This is a genomic window from Chryseobacterium sp. NFX27 (assembly GCF_049887855.1).
In the GTDB taxonomy this organism is placed as follows: domain Bacteria; phylum Bacteroidota; class Bacteroidia; order Flavobacteriales; family Weeksellaceae; genus Chryseobacterium.
The window spans coordinates 256,020-276,948 of the sequence record NZ_JAGEKK010000001.1 but is presented as its reverse complement, the minus strand read 5'-3'; the positions used below and the strand labels follow the sequence as shown (position 1 = coordinate 276,948).

The 20,929-nt window shown below is 36.3% G+C and carries 10 protein-coding genes; 6 read left to right on the top strand and 4 right to left on the bottom strand.

The genetic code is table 11. The features are described 5' to 3' along the window. Positions 1-32 precede the first annotated feature (32 nt). The 3 genes from J4Q03_RS01260 (at position 33) to yidC (ending at position 4,458) form a co-directional block, all read left to right on the top strand. Complete coding sequence (locus J4Q03_RS01260; RefSeq protein ID WP_426046433.1) at positions 33-602, top strand: YceI family protein; 570 nt, start codon at positions 33-35, stop codon at positions 600-602. Between the two features lie 272 nt (positions 603-874). Then, positions 875-2,482 (top strand): CTP synthase, encoded by a 1,608-nt coding sequence (locus J4Q03_RS01255; protein ID WP_426046432.1) that lies wholly within the window; start codon positions 875-877, stop codon positions 2,480-2,482. Positions 2,483-2,661: 179 nt separating this feature from the next. Beyond that, positions 2,662-4,458 carry a membrane protein insertase YidC gene (gene yidC, locus J4Q03_RS01250; RefSeq protein ID WP_426046431.1) on the top strand — a complete coding sequence of 599 codons (1,797 nt, stop codon included), beginning with the start codon at positions 2,662-2,664 and terminating at the stop codon, positions 4,456-4,458. 79 nt (positions 4,459-4,537) lie between these two features. Here the strand turns inward: yidC and J4Q03_RS01245 are convergent, their stop codons facing one another. Continuing rightward, entirely contained in the window at positions 4,538-5,122 is a 585-nt protein-coding gene (locus J4Q03_RS01245; RefSeq protein ID WP_426046430.1) for a ribonuclease HII, read from the bottom strand. Between the two features lie 624 nt (positions 5,123-5,746). Here J4Q03_RS01245 and J4Q03_RS01240 point away from each other — a divergent pair. The 3 genes from J4Q03_RS01240 (at position 5,747) to argS (ending at position 12,146) form a co-directional block, all read left to right on the top strand. After that, entirely contained in the window at positions 5,747-8,809 is a 3,063-nt protein-coding gene (locus tag J4Q03_RS01240) for a SusC/RagA family TonB-linked outer membrane protein (RefSeq protein ID WP_426046429.1), read from the top strand. Between the two features lie 11 nt (positions 8,810-8,820). Beyond that, positions 8,821-10,245: a SusD/RagB family nutrient-binding outer membrane lipoprotein gene (locus tag J4Q03_RS01235; RefSeq protein ID WP_426046428.1), complete on the top strand. Its 1,425-nt coding sequence runs from the start codon at positions 8,821-8,823 to the stop codon at positions 10,243-10,245. Between the two features lie 140 nt (positions 10,246-10,385). Then, positions 10,386-12,146: an arginine--tRNA ligase gene (argS, locus tag J4Q03_RS01230; RefSeq protein ID WP_426046427.1), complete on the top strand. Its 1,761-nt coding sequence runs from the start codon at positions 10,386-10,388 to the stop codon at positions 12,144-12,146. A gap of 107 nt (positions 12,147-12,253) precedes the next feature. Here the strand turns inward: argS and J4Q03_RS01225 are convergent, their stop codons facing one another. From J4Q03_RS01225 to J4Q03_RS01215, 3 genes are read right to left on the bottom strand one after another with little or no spacing between them, the layout of a single operon-like run. Next, positions 12,254-13,186, bottom strand: coding sequence for a YihY/virulence factor BrkB family protein (locus J4Q03_RS01225; RefSeq protein WP_426046426.1), 933 nt, complete (start codon positions 13,184-13,186; stop codon positions 12,254-12,256). A 1-nt stretch (position 13,187) separates the two neighbouring features. Beyond that, positions 13,188-15,515, bottom strand: a complete 2,328-nt coding sequence (locus tag J4Q03_RS01220; protein WP_426046425.1) for a BamA/TamA family outer membrane protein — start codon at positions 15,513-15,515, stop codon at positions 13,188-13,190. Then, complete coding sequence (locus J4Q03_RS01215) at positions 15,515-20,545, bottom strand: translocation/assembly module TamB domain-containing protein (protein ID WP_426046424.1); 5,031 nt, start codon at positions 20,543-20,545, stop codon at positions 15,515-15,517. Before J4Q03_RS01215 ends, J4Q03_RS01220 begins: the two co-directional genes overlap by 1 nt. Between the last annotated feature and the right edge of the window lie 384 nt (positions 20,546-20,929).

The window sequence follows — 20,929 nt, the reverse complement described above, 5'->3', positions numbered from 1 at the left end:
ATTATCTTTACTCAACTAAAATTAAGTTTATTATGAAAAAAGTATTTTTATCTTTCGTTTTCACGCTGCTAAGCGTTCTGGGCTTTGCACAAACAGAATGGACAGTAGATCCTATGCACTCTTCGGTGAACTTTAATATCAAACATATGGGTATTAACTTTGTACAGGGACGTTTTGATGCATTTAAAGGAAAAGTAACAACTGAAGGTGCCAATTTAGATAATGGCGTTTTTGATTTTGGAGTAGATGTAAATTCTATTAATACAGGTGTAGAAATGAGAGATAAGCACCTTAAAAGTGCAGATTTTTTTGAAGCGGATAAATATCCGGCCATAAGCTTTCACAGTACTTCCATTACCAAGGACAAAAATAATTCATATATCCTGAAAGGAAATTTGAAAATTAAGGAGACTGTGAAAGAAATAAGTGTTCCGGTAACATTTGGAGGAGTTACCAAGAATCAGCAGGGAAAAGAAGTAATGGGATTCCAGACAAAATTCACAGTTAACCGTTTAGATTACGGAGTCAAATACGACCCAACCGGTGCAGGGGTAGCTAAAGATGCGGAAGTAAGCCTGTATTTTGAATTGATAAAACAATAAATTTTATAAATAAATTGAATTAAAAAGGTTTTCCATGTGACTGGAGAGCCTTTTTCATTATTATGAATCTTTTCTTTCACAGATTAAGCAGATGAAATGAATGTTTTGTGTTATAATTATTGATGGTTATAGCATTTTGACATTGCGGTTACCAAACATTGATAAATTTTTTAAGCAGAATTTATAAATGTTTCAAGAGGATTTTTCGGTTTCAAAATTTAAAAAATTGCTTTGTATCTCTTTTTCCCATAACTTTGCACAAACCTAATCTAATGAGTAAAAAGAATACAAAGTACATCTTTGTGACAGGAGGTGTAACTTCATCTTTGGGAAAAGGAATCGTGTCTGCTTCTCTGGGGCTTTTGTTAAAATCACGCGGTTTTAGCGTAACGATCCAAAAACTGGATCCTTATATCAACATCGACCCGGGAACACTGAATCCATATGAACACGGAGAATGCTATGTAACCGAAGATGGTGCAGAAACGGATCTGGATTTAGGTCACTACGAGCGTTATTTGGATGCTCCTACTTCCCAAAACAACAACGTTACTACAGGGAAAATCTACCAAACAGTTATTGAAAAAGAAAGAAAAGGAGACTTCTTGGGAAAAACGGTTCAGGTAATTCCTCATATCACCAACGAGATCAAAAGAAGAATCAAAATGCTTTCCAAGCAGAATTATGATATCATCATTACTGAAATCGGGGGAACTGTAGGGGATATTGAATCTCTTCCATACATTGAAACGGTACGTCAGCTGAAATGGGAACTTGGTGAGAAAAATTCTATGGTGATTCACCTTACCCTGTTGCCTTACCTGGCTTCAAGCGGGGAATTGAAAACAAAACCTTCACAGCATTCCGTTCGCCAATTAATGGAAAGCGGGATTATGGCAGATGTTTTGGTATGCAGAACAGAACATACGATTCCAAAAGATCAGAGAGCAAAATTGGCTCAATTCTGTAATGTCTCTTTAGATAATGTGATTGAATGTAAAGACCTGGAAACGATCTATGAAGTTCCAATTTATCTTCAGAAGCAAAACTTTGATGATGTAGTTTTAAAAGAATTAGATCTGAAAAATGATAAAGAAGCTGATCTTAAAGACTGGAAAACTTTCCTTAAAAAATTCAAAAGCCCGAAAAAATCTGTAGAAATAGCATTAGTAGGAAAATATATTTCTCTGCAGGATTCTTATATTTCTATTGCTGAAGCTTTCAAACATGCAGGGGCAAGCCTTGAAACTGAAGTGAAAGTCAGATGGGTATACAGTGGAGATATCACAGCAGAAAATATTAAAGAGACTTTAAATGGTGTGGACGGAATCCTTATTGCTCCAGGTTTTGGCGATAGAGGAATCGAGGGAAAAGTGCTTACAGCTCAGTATGCAAGAGAAAATAAACTTCCGATGTTGGGAATTTGTCTGGGAATGCAGATCATGACGGTTGAATTTGCTAGAAATGTTCTTGGCCATACCAAAGCGAATTCAATGGAATTTGATACATCAACGCCGGATCCTGTAATTTCTATCATGGAAGAGCAGAAAAATATCGTAGACAAAGGAGGCACAATGCGTCTTGGAGCTTGGAAATGTTCATTGAAAAACGGTTCCAGACTATACGATATTTACGGAACTAAAAATATTACAGAAAGACACCGTCACCGTTATGAATTTAACAGTGATTATCTTCAGGAATTTGAAAAGAACGGTTTCCTGGCAACAGGTACCAATCCGGAAACTGGTCTGGTAGAGGCTCTTGAGCTTCCTGATCATCCGTTCTATGTAGGAGTGCAGTACCACCCTGAATACAAGAGTACAGTAGCAACGCCGCATCCTCTGTTCAGAGCTTTTATCAAGGCTTGCGAAAAGAAATAAGGTAATTATTTATCATAAACGTCTTAAAATAAACTCAGGCTGATTATTCTCAGCTTGAGTTTATTATATAGTAACATGGTAATGCATAGAGTTTTGATAAAAAAACAGTATTTTTGTCAGCTCAAAAAGCAGCATACTGTGATGCTTGATTAAATTTAAAATTTTAATATAAAAATAAAATGCAACAAAACAAGGGAATCGATAAAAGTCAAATGATCAGTTTTGCGGTTTTATGTTTGGTTCTTTTCGGATTCATGTTCTATTTCCAGAACAAGCAGGCGAAAGAAGAGCAGTTAAAAGCTCAGGAACAGAAAGTTGAGCAGGTAAAAAATGCTGTAAAACAGACTCAGGCAAGCAATATCAATCCAAATGTAACTCCTGGTGCTATTCAGACAGCCAGTTTGAGCAACAAAGAACTGAACGTAGAATTCTCAAGCTTAGGAGGACAGGTTTCTAAAGTACAGCTTTCACAATATAAAGCATATAACCATAAAACAGATAATGCAGATCTTCCCCTTTATCTGATCGATAAAAAGAATTCGAACTACGGTTTTCAGTTTAAAGATAAAACAGGAAAAGTAATTAATACCAAAGACCTGGTTTTTACACCTGCTGTTAATGGAAATGCTGTAACGATGACAGCTAACTATAACAGTGCTGTTATTCAGTTTGTTTATACGTTGCTTCCAAAATATACACTGGATTTTAAAGTAAGAACAAAGGGATTTGCTGCCATTACTGCTGATAACAAAGCGGATTTCATCTGGGATTACAGTGTAAGAAACCTGGAAAAGGGTAGAGCGCAGGAACAGTCACACTCGGAATTCTCATATGCTTTCAATAATTATAAAGATTATGATTATGACGGAAGAACAGATATGAGTGAGGAAAAAGAAACGCTTAACTGGATTGGTGTAAAACAGCAGTTCTTCTCTTCTGTAATTGAAGCTAAAAGCGGTTTCACGCAAAGCAAAGGAAATCAGGAAGCCATAGAAGAAGGTGAATATCTGAAGAAACTTAATTTTGAAGGATTCGTACAGATGACAGGAAGCGAGCTTAACCAGGACTTTACCTGGTACTTTATGCCGCTTGATTTACCTTTGTTAAAATCATATGATAAAAACTTTGACGAAATATTACCATTAGGATGGTCTTTCATTGGGTGGATGAACCGTGGGTTCTTTATGCCAATGTATAATATCATTGCAGATTGGGGACTTACAGCAGGCTGGGTAATTTTCTTAATGACGATCATTGTAAAGCTGATCTTATCACCAATCATGTACAAACAGCATAAGTTAAGTGCAATGATGAAGGTGATCCGTCCTGAAATTGATGAGGTAAATGCCAAACTGAAAGATGCGGATCCAATGAAGAAGCAGCAGGCTACCATGGAAATCTACCGAAAGGCGGGTGTAAACCAGATGGCAGGATGTCTTCCGGCACTGGTACAGATCCCTATTTTCTATGCCTTATTCCGTTTCTTCCCGAACTTTATTGATCTAAGAGGTGAAGGGTTTTGGTTTGCAAAGGATTTAACGGCTTATGATGATCTGATCAAACTTCCATTTAAAATTCCTTTCCTGGGAGATCACCTAAGTGTTTTTGCTTTGGCTTGTACGATTGTGATTTTGATTTATACCGTAATGACTTCAGGAAATATGCAGCAGCCTCAACAGGAAGGAATGCCAAACATGAAAGTGTTAATGTATATTTTCCCGATCACATTCCTATTCTTCCTGAATACATCAGCATCAGGTCTTTCATGGTATTATTTTGTATCCAATGCGATTAATATCCTGATTATTCTTGTTATTAAATATCTGATACTGGATGAAAAGAAAATCCATGCACAGATTCAGGCCAATAAGGAGAAACCAAAAGCTGAAGGTAAGTTCCAGAAGAAAATGAGAGAGATGATGGAGAAAGCTCAGGATCAACAGAAAATACAGGAGCAGCAGAGAAAAAAGAAATAAGATTTAAAAGTCTATTATAAAAATAAAAGAGAAGCAAATTTTGCTTCTCTTTTTTGTGTTTTAAACTCAGTTAAAAAATTTAATCATATTTCAGTCTGAACGACTGTCTGTGATGTTTTGTTGGCCCATATTTTATTAAAGCCTGCTGATGAGCTTTCGTGGCATATCCGAAGTTGGTGTTCCAGTTATATTCCGGATATTCTTCGTGGAGTTCGATCATCAATTGATCCCTGTAATTTTTAGCCAGAATAGAAGCTGCTGCAATAGACAGAACTTTTGCATCTCCTTGTATGATACACTGGTGAGGGATATAATTATAAGGATGGAATTTATTTCCATCTACTAAAATTAACTCCGGAATTATTGTTAATTGGTCTAATGCACGGTGCATAGCGTGGATGCTCGCATTAAGAATATTGTGTTCATCAATAAATGAAGGAGGTAATTCTGCAATAGCATAATTTTTCACATTATCTTTTATATAACTATCCAGTTCCATCCTCGTCTTAAAGGTTAATTTTTTAGAATCATTAACCAAATTTGGCTTAAAACTATCATCCAGAATAACAGCTGCTGCCACCACAGGTCCGCTGAGGCATCCCCTTCCCACTTCATCACATCCAGCCTCGATGTAAAGATCTGTCCATTTTTGTAATAAATCCATAAGTTTAATACCCCTATCAAAGAATGGTGCAAAATTAGTAAATACATTTTAATTAAATACATGTTGTTTTATAGTAAGTAGTGCTTATAAATATTAATCTGTTATTAGAAGAATAAGTAATATTCATAACCAAAGAAAATATTGTTTAAAATCCAGTAATGTGTTTGTATAATTATAATAATTGGATATGTACTTTTCAACTAAAATATTTGAACAATTTTTTAGTATATTTCATTTTTCTTCGGCGTTTTTTTTTCTGTAATAAGCTTACAACTACCGTTTGAAAGGAGAAAAATATAATATGCTTTGCATTGTATTTTTTTATTGTTAAATCTTTATTAATCCTTATGGTATGATTAATCTATTTGATAATCAGTTTGTTATTGTGTTGTTTCCTTAATATTTTATATAGAAATTATCAATTAAAATGATTTGTGTTTTTCTGAAAAAAAATATTGCTTACCTGGTTTGTCTTTGTTAATTATTTTGTTTTTAACTTAATTTAATAATTTTTATAATATTTATTTTAGAAATAAATGAATATTTGATATTTTTTTAAGATTTTGTTTTGTGTTTTTAAGAAAGTTTTACAAATTTGTACAGGATACAAAATTAAAATTTGATATGAAGAAACTAACAGCAAGTCTACTTGTTTTAGTATTGTCGTCTTCCATTGCTGTAGCTCATGCACAGCAGAAGAATGATACTATTAAAACAAAAGAAATTGAAGGGGTAGTAGTAACTGCACTCGGAATCAAAAGAGAAAAGAAAGCACTAGGATATGCATCCCAAGAAATTAAAGGAGATGTGCTTAGAGAAGGTGCAAACACAGGAAACTTATCCAGTCAAATGGCTGGAAAGGCGGCTGGGGTACAAGTAGTGACAAGTGCAAACTTCGGAGGAGCTTCCAGTGTCGTGATAAGAGGAATGAAATCAATCGGGGGGAATAACCAGGCACTTTTCGTAATTGATGGAGTTCCTGTAAGTAATAATAACAGTTCTATTTCATCGGATTATACAATTTTTGATGGTGGGAACTCAATATCAGATATTAACCCTAACGATATTGAAAGTGTTAACGTACTGAAAGGAGCTGCCGCTTCTGCTTTATACGGTGAGAGAGCTTCAGCAGGGGTAGTTGTTATTACAACAAAAAAAGGAAAGTCCAGAAAAAATAATGAATGGGGAGTAACCCTTTCAACTGAATATCAGTACGGTGAAATTGATAAATCAACATTTGCCAAATATCAGAATAAATATGGCTCAGGATATGGAGGATCAAGTTTTTTAGATGCTGATGTTAATGGAGACGGTATTGATGATCTGGTAGTAGGAACCAACAATGATGCATCTGTTGGAACTGCATTTGATCCTAATTTAATGGTATACCAATGGAATTCATTGTATCCACAGCTTCCGGGATATCACAAAGCTACACCTTGGGTAGCAGCAAAAAATACACCGATTGATTTTTTCCAGGCAGCTCAAACAACTTCCAATTCTGTTACGATTGAAAAAGGAAATGAAACCTCTAGTATTTTAATTAATTATAATAATTTTTTAACGACTGGGGTAATGCCTAATTCTGAGCAGAAGAAAAATACTATTTCTGCCAAATTCGATTATAAAGTTACCGATAAACTTACGGCTACAGTATATTCGTCATTAACAATGCAGAATACTAAAGGTAGAAATGCAACGGGGTATAATGATAATATTCTTACAGGTTTCAGACAATGGTGGCAAACTAATACCGACATATATGAGCAGAGAGATGCATATATGAATACAGGTCAAAATATCACCTGGAATTTAAATGGATATAGTGACCCTGATAACTTTTTTACGCCAGCATATTGGAACAACCCATATTTTGATAGATATGAAAACTATCAGAGTGACAGAAGAAATAGATTCTTCGGTTATGGAATGCTAAACTATAAATTTTCGGATGCTATCAGCCTGACAGGAAGAGTATCTACAGATTTTGCCTACCAGACCAATGAGGTAAGAAAAGCTGTGGGTAGTAAAGCGGAAGCATTTGGGCTTTCCCAATTAAATGCCGCTTCAGGGTTTTATATGAGTAATTTGTATACCAACGAACTCAATTTTGATTTATTTGCAAATTACAACAAGAAATTTGATAATGAAATTAGTTTAGGAGGGGTATTGGGAACATCTATCAGACGAAATGTAATAGAAACTATAGATGCTTCTACAGAACCAGATCAATCTGGTGAAGGGTTGATCGTACCAGGCCTTTACGCAATAAGAAATTCTGCAGGTCAGGTTTTGCCAGCACAGGAATTTAGAGCTACCTCAACATTACCAAGAGGATATGCTCAGGTTTCATTAGGGTATAAAGACACTTACTTTCTAGAAGGTACAGGAAGTTTAGATTTATCATCAAATTTACCTGATGGTGAAAACCTGTATTTTTATCCATCAGTGTCTGCCTCTGTAGTATTGTCTAATCTTATAAACCAAAACTGGTTGTCTTTCTGGAAAATTAGAGGTAACTGGGCTCAGGTTGGTAAAACGACAGATAATTATAGACTGATTGATACTTATAATATCAGAAGTTTATACAACGGTATTCCTATTGTTGATCCGTTCAGTTATAAAAATAATCCTAATCTGAAACCAGAAAGATCTACAGAAGTGGAAGTAGGAATGGAAGCCAGATTCCTTAATAACAGAATAGGTTTTGATGTGAGTGCTTATAAAACGAATTCAAAAGATCAGATCTTAATGGTTCCTATCTCTGGTGCTTCAGGATATACCAGAAAATGGTACAATGCCGGAGAATTAGAAAATAAAGGAGTAGAAGTACAGTTAAATGTAACTCCAATAAAAAGTACTGATTTTAAATGGGATATGAATATTAACTGGGCTATCAACAGAAGTAAAGTATTAAGTCTGAACGAAGGAATTAATAATTTACAGTTGGGAAGCGGGGTGAATTCAGTAACATTTAATGCAGAAGTAGGAAAACCTTATGGAGAAATCCATGGAACAGATTTTGTCTATTCACCTGACGGCCAAAAAGTAATTGATCCTGAAACAGGAGCTTATATGATTACAACATCAAGAAACAACAGTATTGGTAATATTATGCCGGACTGGACTTGGAGTGTAAGAAACAGTATCAACTATAAAGCATTTACATTTACTTTCCTTATCGATGGACAACAGGGAGGAGATGTGTTTTCTGGAGATATGCTGTATGGAACAGATACAGGATTGTATCCTGAAACATTAGCTATCAGAGAACCTGGTGTTATTCTGCCTGGTGTTGTGATGCAAAATGGGCAGTATGTTCAGAATAACGTGCCTTTGTCAGCAGATAATGCACCTTCTGAGACAGGGTCAATAAACGCTTCAGCAAACTATCCATCCAGCCAATTCGTATATGATGCAACATTTGTTAAATTAAGAGAGGCTGCTATCTATTTTGATATTCCAAAAAGTTTGTATGCCAATACATTTATTAAATCCATGAAATTTGGTATTTTCGGCAGAAACTTATGGATAATCCACAAAAACCTTCCTTATGCTGATCCTGAAGCTGGATATACTGGAGGATCTTCTATAGGGGTAAATGGAGGAAATCTTTCCAGAGGTTACTCTATTGGTGCAATGCCAACAACCAGAACTTTTGGTGCTAACTTTACTATTAACTTCTAAACTGCATTACAATGAAAAAAATAATAATAAGTCTTTTTGCTGCGGGTTTACTGCTGACATCTTGTGGGAGAGATATAACGAGTCTGAATGATGATCCAAAAAACCCGTCTGAAGTAAATACTGAGGTTATGTTTACTTCTGCGAGTGTAGGATTGGTTTCACAGATGACAACTCCTAGTGTAAACTTTAATAACTATAGATTTTTTACCCAGCAATGGACAGAAACTCAATATATAGATGAAGCTGTATACAATCTGGTAAAGCGAAGCGTTCCTGATAATAACTGGAATAGAATGTATTCTCAGATGACAAAACTGGAACTGGCTAGAAATACAGTAAATTCTCTTTCAGATGCTTCACTTAAAGCGAGCAGGATAGCAGTAATTGAAGCCTTGGAAATTTATATTTTTGCTACATTGGTAGATACTTACGGAAATATTCCTTATTCCCAAGCTATTCAGGTAGATAAATATCCTACGCCAGCTTATGATGATGCTAAAACAATTTATGCTGATCTGATTAAAAGAGCAGATGCTGCTCTTACAGCTCTGGAGTCAAATTCATCTGCTGGATTTGGATCTTATGATCCTATTTTTGGAGGGAACAATGAGAAAGTAAAATTATTCTTAAATACACTTAAACTTAGAATGGGGCTTAATTTGGCAGATGTAAATAATGCTCTGGCAAAAACTACAGTTGAAAGTGCATATTCAAAAGGAGTAGTTTTAACTAATGCACAAAATATTGGCCTTAAGTTTAGTTCTTCAGGACAGTTTACAAGTCCTGTATATCAGGAGATGGTTACAAGTGGAAGAAATGACTTTATTCCGGCAAACACATTTGTCGATGTACTGAATGCATCAAATGATCCAAGAAGAGCTAAATATTTTACCCTTAAAGACGGGGCTTATGTAGGAGGCTTATATGGTAAGCAAAATGTTTATGCAAACTTCTCTCATGTAAACGAAAGCTTCTTGGTGGCGGATAGTATGGCTTATTTATTTGATGCTGCAGAAACTAGATTTATGCTTGCAGAAGCTGCAGAAAGAGGATACAGTGTTGGAGGAACAGCTGCTACTCATTTTACAGCAGGAATTCAAGCATCTTTAGATTTTTGGGGCGTAGCACCTGCTGAGCAAGCTGCTTATTTAGCTGCCAATAATTATGTAACATTACCTGGAACATGGAAGCAGAAAATTGGAAATCAAGCTTGGATCGCAGCATATAACAGAGGCTTCGAGGCTTGGGAATTCTCAAGAAGATTAGACTTCAGAACTTTTGTTAAACCAGGCTCTAGAGCTGTACCTTTAAGAATGCCTTATCCGGTAAATGAAACCAGTGTAAACAATACAAACAGAACGAATGCTGCTGTAGCACAATGGGGTGCTGTAACTGGAGATGTACAGGGTAATAAAGTATTCTGGGATGTAAACTAACAAATCAAATTAATATATTTAACATTCATATCAAAAACCGCCTTCGGGCGGTTTTTTTATTTCCGTATATTTGTATTTCAAAATTTGAGATGAAATAAGGCTATTCCATGTGGCCCTTAAAAAATTATTAATATATACACATGAATATTAAAGATAGTATAGAAAAGAAACTTGCAGAGGTTATTTTAAATGTATATCAGTTAAAAGAAATCCATCTGGAAGTTCAGGAAAATAAAACGGAATTTGAAGGTGACTTTACCATTGTTACCTTTCCATTGGTAAAACAGCTGAAGAAAAATCCGGAAAGAATCGGTGTTGAGCTGGGAGAGGCTTTAACTGAGCAGTCTGATCTGTTCGAAAGTTTTAATGTAGTAAAAGGTTTCCTTAACGTTAAGGTGCAAAACCAGCTGTTTGTAGATAATTTTAGGACTATAAGTACTGGTTTTGATACAGTCGAAAAGAAAAATTCTACAGTAATGGTAGAATATTCTTCTCCCAATACAAACAAGCCACTTCACTTGGGACACGTAAGAAACAACCTGTTAGGGTTTTCTGTGGCACAGATTTTAAAAGAGGCAGGTTATGATGTGATTAAATCACAAATCATTAACGACAGAGGAATTCATATCTGCAAATCGATGCTGGCCTGGGAGAAATTCGGACATGGAGAAACTCCCGAAACAACGAATACAAAAGGAGATAAATTTGTCGGAAACTACTACGTGGAATTCGATAAGAATTATAAAAAAGAAATTGCTGAACTTGTAGGACAGGGAATAGAAGAAGAGCAGGCTAAAAAAGAGGCTCCCCTGATCAAAGAAGCTCAGAAAATGCTTGTAGATTGGGAAAATGGGGATAAGCAGGTAAGAGATCTTTGGAGTGAAATGAATTCCTGGGTTTATAAAGGATTCAATGAGACGTATCAACGACTGGGAGTAGATTTTGACCAGGTTCAATATGAAAGTAATACCTATATTTTAGGAAAAGATCTTATCCAGGAAGGATTGGACAAAGGTATTCTTTATCAGAAAGAAGATGGCTCTGTATGGTGTGATCTTACCGATGAAGGTCTTGATCAGAAGCTTCTGCTTCGTTCAGACGGAACTTCGGTTTACATGACTCAGGATTTAGGAACAGCTGTTCAGCGTTTCAAGGAAAATAATATCCAAAAGCTGATCTATACAGTAGGGAACGAGCAGGATTATCACTTCCAGGTTTTATTTAAAATCATGAAAAAACTGGGATATTCCTGGGCAGATCAATTATTCCATCTTTCTTACGGAATGGTAGAGCTTCCAGAAGGTAAAATGAAATCCCGTGAAGGAACTGTAGTAGATGCAGATGATCTGATGCAGGAAATGTATGAAACAGCAAAATCTATTACTACAGAGCTAGGAAAACTGGAAGGACTTTCTGAAGAAGAAAAAGAAATTTCTTATGAAATAATAGGATTAGCTGCTTTGAAATATTTTATGCTAAAAGTGGATCCAAAGAAAAAGATGATGTTTAATCCTGCTGAAAGTGTAGAATTTTCAGGAAATACAGGCCCGTTTATTCTTTATACCTATGCACGTATTCAATCGTTGCTGTCAAAGGCTGATGTAGATTACAAGGAAATTTCCGATATAGCCTTAAATCAATATGAGAAAGAACTGATCATGTTATTGACAAATTATAAAACTGTAGTTGCAAAATCGGCAGAAGCATTAAGTCCAGCTTTGGTAGCGAACTATGTTTATGATTTGGTTAAATCTTATAATTCATTCTATCAGAGTAATATCATTCTGAAGCTGGAGGATGAAAAATTAAAGCAATTCCGTTTAAATTTATCTGATCTGACAGCTAAAACGATTAAAAAATCATTAGCATTGCTCGGTATCGGAACCGTAGACAGAATGTAAAAACAAAGCCTCCTGAATTTTTGGGAGGCTGTTTTTTATGATGTAAAATGTATTAATGAAACAACTATTAATACTGCAAAGTTCTATAACCACTGTGCCTGAAATTCTCAGATTTCTTTCAAATTATTTTCCTTTTTACTATCCCTGTACAGCTTTGAAGCACTCCATTTAGCATGCTTGGAAAGAACAACTTTATAGCCTTTTTTGTAGTTATACACTTTTGTAAATACAGCTCCGAAAAAGATAAGCATACAGGAATAATTAATCCACATCATAATCAAAATAACGGTTCCTGCCGCACCGAAAGTAGAAGTAGGCTTAAAATTACCAAAGTACAGACTCAGTAAAAATTTACCCAGTGTAAACAAAGTGGTGGTCAGTAAAGCCCCTTTCCATACAGGCTTCCAATTGATTTTGATGTCAGGAAGTACTTTGAACATTAATGCAAATAAGCACATGACCAATCCAAAACCAATGGCAAAATTTACAAACTCCACAAGCATATAGGTCTCAAGACCAAAATAGCTGGTGATCCAGTTGTTAAACAGACTGATCATTGATGAGAGAATCATCGTGATCATCAGTAGAAAACCTAAAATAAGGATCATTCCTAAGGAGTTGGCTCTGTCTAACAGGAACTTTACCAAAGCCTTTTTAGGAGCTGCTTCCACGTCCCAAAGTGTATTTAAAGTATGTTGCAGCTGAAAAAATAAAGTGGTGGAACCAAAAACTAAAGATCCTATTCCTACGGTTTTCATAAAAATATTCTGCTTGTCAATAAGAGCTCCGGCAATCATTCCTTCAATACTTTTAGCCACATCAGCCCCCATCAATCCTCCGATCTGGTTACTGATCTCCCCACGGATAGCTTCTTCACCGAAAAAATTTCCTGCAATCCATATAATAATAATCAATAGTCCGGGAATAGAAAATATCGCATAATAGGCAAGACTTGCCGAATCTTTTGATGCGGAAGAATTGTTCCATTCAGTAAAGGTGTCTTTTAGTACCTCCCAGAAAAACTTGATTGTATTGATCATATTAGAAAGGATATCCGATGGCTATATTTAAAATTAAATTATCTTTTCTCCAGCTTGAATCTCCGAAATTGATCCGGTCAAATGCCCATCGGTCTCCTTTTTCATAATAAGGAACACGCAATGGCATAGCAAGATCCAGTCTTAAAATTAAGATAGAAAAATCAAGTCTCAGGCCAATTCCGGCTCCCACTGCAATTTCACTTAAAAATTCTTTGGAAAATTTAGCGCCTGGTCTTTGAGCATCTTCATTAATTAACCAGACATTTCCTGCATCTGCGAATACAGCAACATTTAAAAACTTATAAAGATTAGCACGGTATTCTGCATTAAGTTCTAGCTTAATATCCCCGGACTGGTCAAAATAATAACCGGATTTAATGGTTCTTGGATCGAAACTTCCGGGACCCAATGTTCTGGCACGAAATGCTCTGATACTGTTACTCCCTCCTGAAAAAAACTGTTTGGAGAAGGGAATGTTTTCTGAATTCCCATAAGGATATGCTATTCCTCCTATAAATCTTGTAGCTAAAGATGTTTTCTCTGTGAACTTATGATAAAGCCTGAAATCATTCTCCATTTTAGCATATTGACTGAAAGGAATTCCGAAGATCTTTTTTTCTTTTCCTTTTTCAACATTGGCGCCGGTTACTAAACCTGTAATATTTCCTGCTAAATCCAATGTCCCTTTATAATAAATGGTGGTGGGTTTAGACAGCATTGTATTGGTGTATGTATAAGAATAGGTAGGTCCAAAAATAAGCTGTTTTTGAACAACCCTTTGCATGGCATCACTGTTAGCCGATATAGAGTCATATAAAGCAGTAACTTTGGCAGGAGAAACCAATGTTACATCCAATAGCTTCAGATCATGCTCTTTTCTTACATTTTCCTTCCATAAGTAACCAAATGATGCACTGAATGTATTAAGCGTATAATACTCGGTACGGTTCTGAAATTCAAACCCTAAATTAATATTCGTTCTCGGAACAAAAGCACTTGAAGAGTTGAAACGGAAAGGCGCAACAATCCTTGGAATGGAAAGCTGTACCGTTGATCCTGCGCGGAACAGATTCTTTGCATTTTCCTGCCCTCCCATCTGGAAATCAAAAGCTCCGTAAACAGCTGCCTTAAACTGTTCAGCTCCCCTGAAAAAGTTTCTGTGGGTCCAGTTCAGGTTTAATTCGCTTCCCGCATAATTGGCAGAGTTGGTTCTCCCCAAAGCTTCCAGTCTCAGCGACTGAATTTGTCTTGGTGTCAGTAAATAATAGGCATCAAACTGATGTTTTAATGAATCCGAAACAATGAATTCATTTTTCACAAATTTAAAAACGCCCAGACTGATCAGGCGGTTAAGCGTAAGATTGTGATTGGAACGGTTATAAAGATCTCCTTTCTTAAAATACAGAGCTCTGTCGAAAATCTTAGGTTTGAATTTGTGCTGAGGATCAATTACATAAATATCATTGTACGCATATTTAGAAAGCGAATCCGTGTTCATCGGAACACTGTATTTACCTCTTTTTACATCCTGAATATTATAATTCGGAAATACAATAACCTTATCAATGCTGAACTGCTCCGTTGCCAGATCAGGAGTATTTTCTTTTAATTTTACGTTAAGCTCAACCTTGTGGTTTTTACTTACCGTACTGTCTGCCTGAACAATAATATTATCAGGATTGAAATAATAGAATCCTCTTTCCTTTAAGCCGTTATCAATACGTTCTCTTTCATCTTTGATCACATCGAGATCAAAAGGTTTTCCGGGTTTAAGTAAAGTCTTATCCGTTAAACTTTGAATTTCTCTGTTGACAAGTGAAGAATCCTGCTGAAACTTAACATTACTGATGAAATATCTTGAGCCGGGCCTCAAGGTATAGGTTACCTTAGCCTTTTTATTTTTGGAAACCGTATCATAGGTAGCTCTGGCATTGAAATAGCCTTTATTCTCAGAATAGTTTTCAATGATCTCTCTGTTGAATTCACGATCTACATCTCCTAGCAGAACAGGTTTTTCACCTGCCTTATATTTCAGCCAGTAATTGAATCCTTTATCTTTTTTAGGCTCTTTGGCAATATTATAAAAATACAACCTCGGACGCAGTCCCAATAGAGTGGAATTGGGTTTAGGAACCAGATTCTCTTCCAATGCAGACTGGAGCTCATTTTTTTCTTTCTTGGAAATAGTATCATTCTCTATTTTCACTTCACCTCCTACGTAAAGCATCTGACCTTCCTTCAGGAATTTCGTATTGCTGCATGAGAAAGCAACAGCTGCAAATCCTGAAACGAATACATATTTCCAATATATATTAAATCTGATTTTCATTATTTAAATTCTACTACCTGGTTATTTTTGTTCTCTTTTCTACGTCTGTCCTTCTTGGATTTTTGGAAAATCTCACAGAATTTATCATAGTCTAAAGTAATGATAAAACCTAGTCCTGTTTCTATAATCTGTCCCTGAAGAGCTACCTGATATTCATCCTTACGATAAGCCCGAAGCATATATCTTCCGTCTTTTGAAAGACTGTAGTCTATCGTGACATTTCCTGCAATATTCGTTGTATTTTCATTTTGGCGCGCTTCACCTTCCAGGGCAAAATTGCTTCCCACAGAAACTTTCAGGCGGTCATTCAGTAATTTTTTGCTTACTCCCACATTCAGATCCGTTCTTGTATTTTTTGTCCCGCTTGAATAATCTTCAGAAGAATCAAGACCCAGGTCAATATCAACTCCTTTGATCAGGCCTGAAGCCAGATTGTTCAGCTGTTGCGATAGAATTTTACTCACACTCTGTCTGGCCATCATTTCAGCTGACATTCCTGCACCGGATTCAAAAGGATTTTCTCCAATGAAACGGTTCAGCAGCAGAAGCGCGAAAACCTGCTTGTTCATTTCCGATTCCTGTGTTCTGAGCTGAGTAAGCTTTTGGTCTACAATATCAGTTACCGTTGAAGAAACGGAGTTATTTTTCTCATCCGTAGTAATATCAAAAGTGATTTGCGGTTTCAGAAGCTCGCCTTTCATTTTTAATAAAGTATTGAAAGGTATTCTCTGTTTAAACTGATTCATTACAGAAGCGTCTTCACCGCTTACCTGCTGCTCAACGAGATCTATAGGCGGAGCTTCCGTTTTGTAGACTGCGGTAATATCCATCATCGCTGCAGTAGGCTCTCCGGTCCATGTAATCGTACTTCCTTTCTGAATATCAAACTTACGTTTCAGAAGACTTACAGAAAGCTCATAAGATCCTTTTTCCACTTCATATACCCCCACAAGAGTTGTTTTTCCTGAAGGGTCTATTCCTCCGGTCAGTTCCGCTTCTCCCTGAAGCTTTATAAAGTCTCCGTTAGCCTTATCAATAACAATCGACATTTTAGCCTCTTTGCTAACTTCAATGTTCACACTTACATCCATCCCTTTGAAACGGCTTTGTGCTTTCAGGGAATCGGCTTTGACGGTTTTGTTTAACACTACCTGATCCTGATCAATAAATTCTACAATTCCGTCTCTTTCCTGCAGGGAAGGGGTGGATTGCGGAAGGACAAAAGTGAAATCGGTATCATCAGAAACCGACAGTCTGCCGTCAACTTTTGGAAGATCCAGATTTCCCCTGATATGAAGCCCTGCATCAATGGCAAGAATTCCATACATCATTGCATCATTGGATTTTTCTGAATTCACCACTTTGAAGCCTTTTGCATTCACATCAAGATTGAATGCAAAATCTCTGTAGGTCTGGGTAAGAACCTGCCCGTTGATCACAAGAGAATTTCCGTCCTTATCATTTATCCTAAACTTATTAAGCTCAATTCCCCGGTTTGTAAAATCAATTTCGTCATTGATTTTTCTGAAATCACTGCCGGTTTTTGTAATTTCCAGTCCGGCATCATTGAATTTTACTTTACCTAAAATGTTCGGTTTCTCTGTATTTCCGGTGATCTTTAAATTTCCTGAAAGATAGCCTTCCGTATTTGTTATCGCATTCATGGAAAAGCCCTGAACACTCTTCATCTGAAGCTGGTTGATGTCCATATTCAGATCAAATGTACTTGAAGAAGTATTGTAATCTCCCAGGATTTTTACATCGTTATTATTGCCGGAAAGAGCAACATCAGCATTTAAAATATTCGGTGACGTATTGTTTACTTTTACCGCCAGATTTCCAACCGGACTTCCGTACACAATCAGGTTTGTAATATTCAGATCTGAAGTGAAGGTCATATTTTTCGTAACGTCTCTGAGTTGGGCAGTTCCGTTAATGGTTCCTTTTGCCAGAACCGTATCTTTTTTAATCAGCTCAGTAATCGTTTCAATTTTAAAATCTTTCAGCGAAACATTTAAAGGACTGCTTGGGCGATCGGTCTCAGACTGAAGCGATATTTCACTTCCACCATTGGACAATATAAAATTATCTGCCAAAATTCCCTGGCTGGTGATCTGGATTTTATTGTTTTCAGCAACATTCCAGTCCGAGTAGTTTAATTTTAAACCATTCGGGTTCAGTGAAATTTCTGTAATATCATTCAACGATTTTGCATTTCCTGCAATGAGAAACTGCGTGGCATCTTTATCATCTTTCGTGGTAATATCGTAATTGATGATATTATTGGCAACATCTCCGTTCACGGCAATTTTTTTCAGCGTAAAGCTGGAACTTTTTAAAGAGCCGGCATTGAGACTGTATTGTAAAGCCTGATTCTCATTGGTCACCTTTAAAGCAACATTTTCCAACGAATTTTCACCGTATAAAAGTTGCGGGATCTGGCCGTCTATTTCAATTTTTTGAGAGTCTGCATCATAATTACCTGCTAAATTGATGGTTTCAAAACTTTTTAAATCGGGAACAAATTTCCGGATCAGATCATCATTTTTAATCTTTGCATTAAATGTAAAGAACTGCCCCGGATCGATCTTCTGACCTTTTGCGGGCTTTTGGAACTGGTAATATTGATTGACCGTCTGCGTTAAAGCGCCAAAAATCTGCGTCAGCTTATATTTTCCTTTTAAAGAAACATCAGCAACCTGAGAATTGAAAATGATCTGGGTAGAATCCTGTGTAGAGGAAGCTTTCAGATTCATTTCCTGTACCGGATAAACCTCTTTTGTATCTGAGAATGCAAAATCTTTCAGGTTGAGATATCCATTCAGGGCATCCGGATTGAGGCTTGAAAAATCACCGTCAATTTTCCCGGCAATGATCATTGGTTTCTCATAGAATCCAAGCTTATTCACATCAAGCTTAATCACTTCGCCATTAATTTTTACCGTAGGATTTTTTTCGCTATAGACTCCGGAAGCGATTAAATTCAGATTGGCATTCGGGTCTTTTGAGTTTAAAACAATATTGTAGACACCACGGTTTATTTTACCCGTTAAATCCATATTTTGGTAACGGTATCCTTTGTAGACAGCAGATGCAACATGTCCTTTAAGATTAGCCTTGGCATTTTGGAAATCAAAACTTTCTCCTTTTGCTGAAATTTGAGCTGTAACGGGGCCAATATCTTTATTTTTAATGATCTTTCCGACCTGTACAGCCTGAAGATTGGCTTTTACATCATACAGCTCTCTGTTTTTTCTGCTCATGTCCACATCTGCTACAACAGCAGCATTTCCAAGGGTAGAGTAGAGGTTCAGGTCTGCCTTGACCACTTTTGTCGTTCCTTTTGCATTTCCTTTGATGCTGAAATGGGAAGGTAAGGAGATATTGGAAGGAATTGTATTTTTAGGTACCAGATTGTACACCGTTTTGGCTTCTGCTGAGAATTCTCCGATCCTAAGATCATAATAAAGATTTTCAGGTTTCATTGCATTTTTAATTCTTCCTGATGCAGCAACTCTCAACTGATCCAGTCCGGACACTTTAAGGTCTTTGATCAGAAGATCATTTACTATTCCCTGTACATTGGCATTGACATTCAGGATAGCGTTTGGATATTTGTTGAAAGGAACCGTATTTCGTAAAGTCGGAACAATATTTAAAATATCGGCGAAACCTATCTTGGAATTTTTAATGTTGGCTGAAATTTTTACAGCACCGGGATTTGAAGTCAGCTGGTCAAGGGAATCATAATTTAAAATTACCTCATCACGGATCAGCGTTTTGGGAGTCTGCAGATAAAGATCTTTCAGGTAAGCCTGTTTTTCTTCATATACAAAATCTGTATTCAGTTTCTGGATATTGAGGCCTCTTCCTTCCTGAATTTCTGCTGAATTCACTGTTCCTGCAAAAGTATTATTTTCCATTTTGAATCGTCTTACCTCCACATTCATTTTAGAAAAATTCATGTGGTTGAAATCCATTCCCTGTTTGGTAGGAGCAATCGCAGTATTGTTGTAAATGGCTTTTACATCATTCAGGACAAGTTTTCCAAGAAGCAGCTTCATGGCTTTATCTTGATCAGAAGCTTTTGAAACTTCAGGTTCTTTCTGATCTTTCGGATTGGCGTCCTGTGCAGGAAGATACAGGTTGGCATTAATATCTGCGCCGGAAAGAAAAACATTGGAAATATTGTAGGAATTATTCTCAAGATCAAGTTTATTGACCTTTGTACTTAATTCTTTGAACAGAACTTTGGCAAAAGTTTTGGTGTTGTCATCCCCGTAATCAATATTGAAATTGGTAAGCTTGATTCCTCTGAGTCCAATACTCATCGGCTTTTTATCATTCAGTGAATCTACCTTTTTTTCTACTTTTTTAGAGACTTCTTCAACGAGATCCTGCTTTAATTTTAACCTCAGTCCGTCCAGATTGATGTCATTAACGGCATAGGTATTTTTATTGAGGTCAAAAGTTTTAACCCTTGTATCAAATGATTTGAAATAGAGCTGAATATCATTCCTCGACTGCTGGTCGTTGAACGTTACCCCGATATCTTTTAAATTGATCTTATCCAGGGAAATAATAAACGGCTTGGAAGGGCTTTCTTCTTTATCGCTTGTTGCAAAAGCATTGATAATATAATCGAAATTGAAAGTCCCGTTTGGCTTGCGGACCACATGGGCACGGGCTCCTTCGAGATCTACCGAAGTAATATCGGCAGTGGAATTGATAAGTTTCAGCATATTTAAGCCAACATCCAGCTTTTTTACGGCAAGAAGTGTATCCACATCCTGTCCCTTAAGGTAAAGGTTTTCCATAATAAGGCTGTTCGGAAAGCCTATATTAACCCTTTCCAGACTTACTTTGGTCTTGATTTTTTTCTCAAGATATACAACCAGCTTATCTTTGATGAAGTTTTGAACGACAGGAAGCCTTAAGCTAAATATAAGAAGGGTAAGAAAAACCAATATTGAAATAAAGGTTATTGCAATACGCTTTAAGAGCTTTCTTTTATTAATTTTCAGTTTCAAATGCGATTAGGTTTCTAACAAAGATAAGAATACTATTTTATTAGTTCTTTGTTGTGGTATCCTACTAGCAATACAAAAATCCTGCCTTGGCTGTCTTATTATGGAATTTAGTTTAGTAGTTGTCAAGTGAATCAGTTGATAAAGACAACCAAGGTTTGGATTTTTTCTTTAAAAAGCCCCCTTTATATCATTTTTAACGTTGAAAAGGTTAGCAAAAATGAAAATTCAAATGTTAGATAGTTTTCAAAGGGGGCAAGGAATATATGGAGATAATAAATTTTGTTAAGTTACGTGAGCTAAGTTTTAAAGGGTTGGAAGCTGGAAGCTGGAAGTTATATTGTACATTCATTTTTAACAGTTACCTTAAAATTTGATGATACTGGC

Coding starts and splice junctions, on each gene's coding strand:
- J4Q03_RS01260 (WP_426046433.1), top strand. CDS start 33: ATGAAAAAAGTATTTTTATCTTTCGTTTTCACGCTGCTAAGCGTTCTG.
- J4Q03_RS01255 (WP_426046432.1), top strand. CDS start 875: ATGAGTAAAAAGAATACAAAGTACATCTTTGTGACAGGAGGTGTAACT.
- yidC (WP_426046431.1), top strand. CDS start 2,662: ATGCAACAAAACAAGGGAATCGATAAAAGTCAAATGATCAGTTTTGCG.
- J4Q03_RS01245 (WP_426046430.1), bottom strand. CDS start 5,122: ATGGATTTATTACAAAAATGGACAGATCTTTACATCGAGGCTGGATGT.
- J4Q03_RS01240 (WP_426046429.1), top strand. CDS start 5,747: ATGAAGAAACTAACAGCAAGTCTACTTGTTTTAGTATTGTCGTCTTCC.
- J4Q03_RS01235 (WP_426046428.1), top strand. CDS start 8,821: ATGAAAAAAATAATAATAAGTCTTTTTGCTGCGGGTTTACTGCTGACA.
- argS (WP_426046427.1), top strand. CDS start 10,386: ATGAATATTAAAGATAGTATAGAAAAGAAACTTGCAGAGGTTATTTTA.
- J4Q03_RS01225 (WP_426046426.1), bottom strand. CDS start 13,186: ATGATCAATACAATCAAGTTTTTCTGGGAGGTACTAAAAGACACCTTT.
- J4Q03_RS01220 (WP_426046425.1), bottom strand. CDS start 15,515: ATGAAAATCAGATTTAATATATATTGGAAATATGTATTCGTTTCAGGA.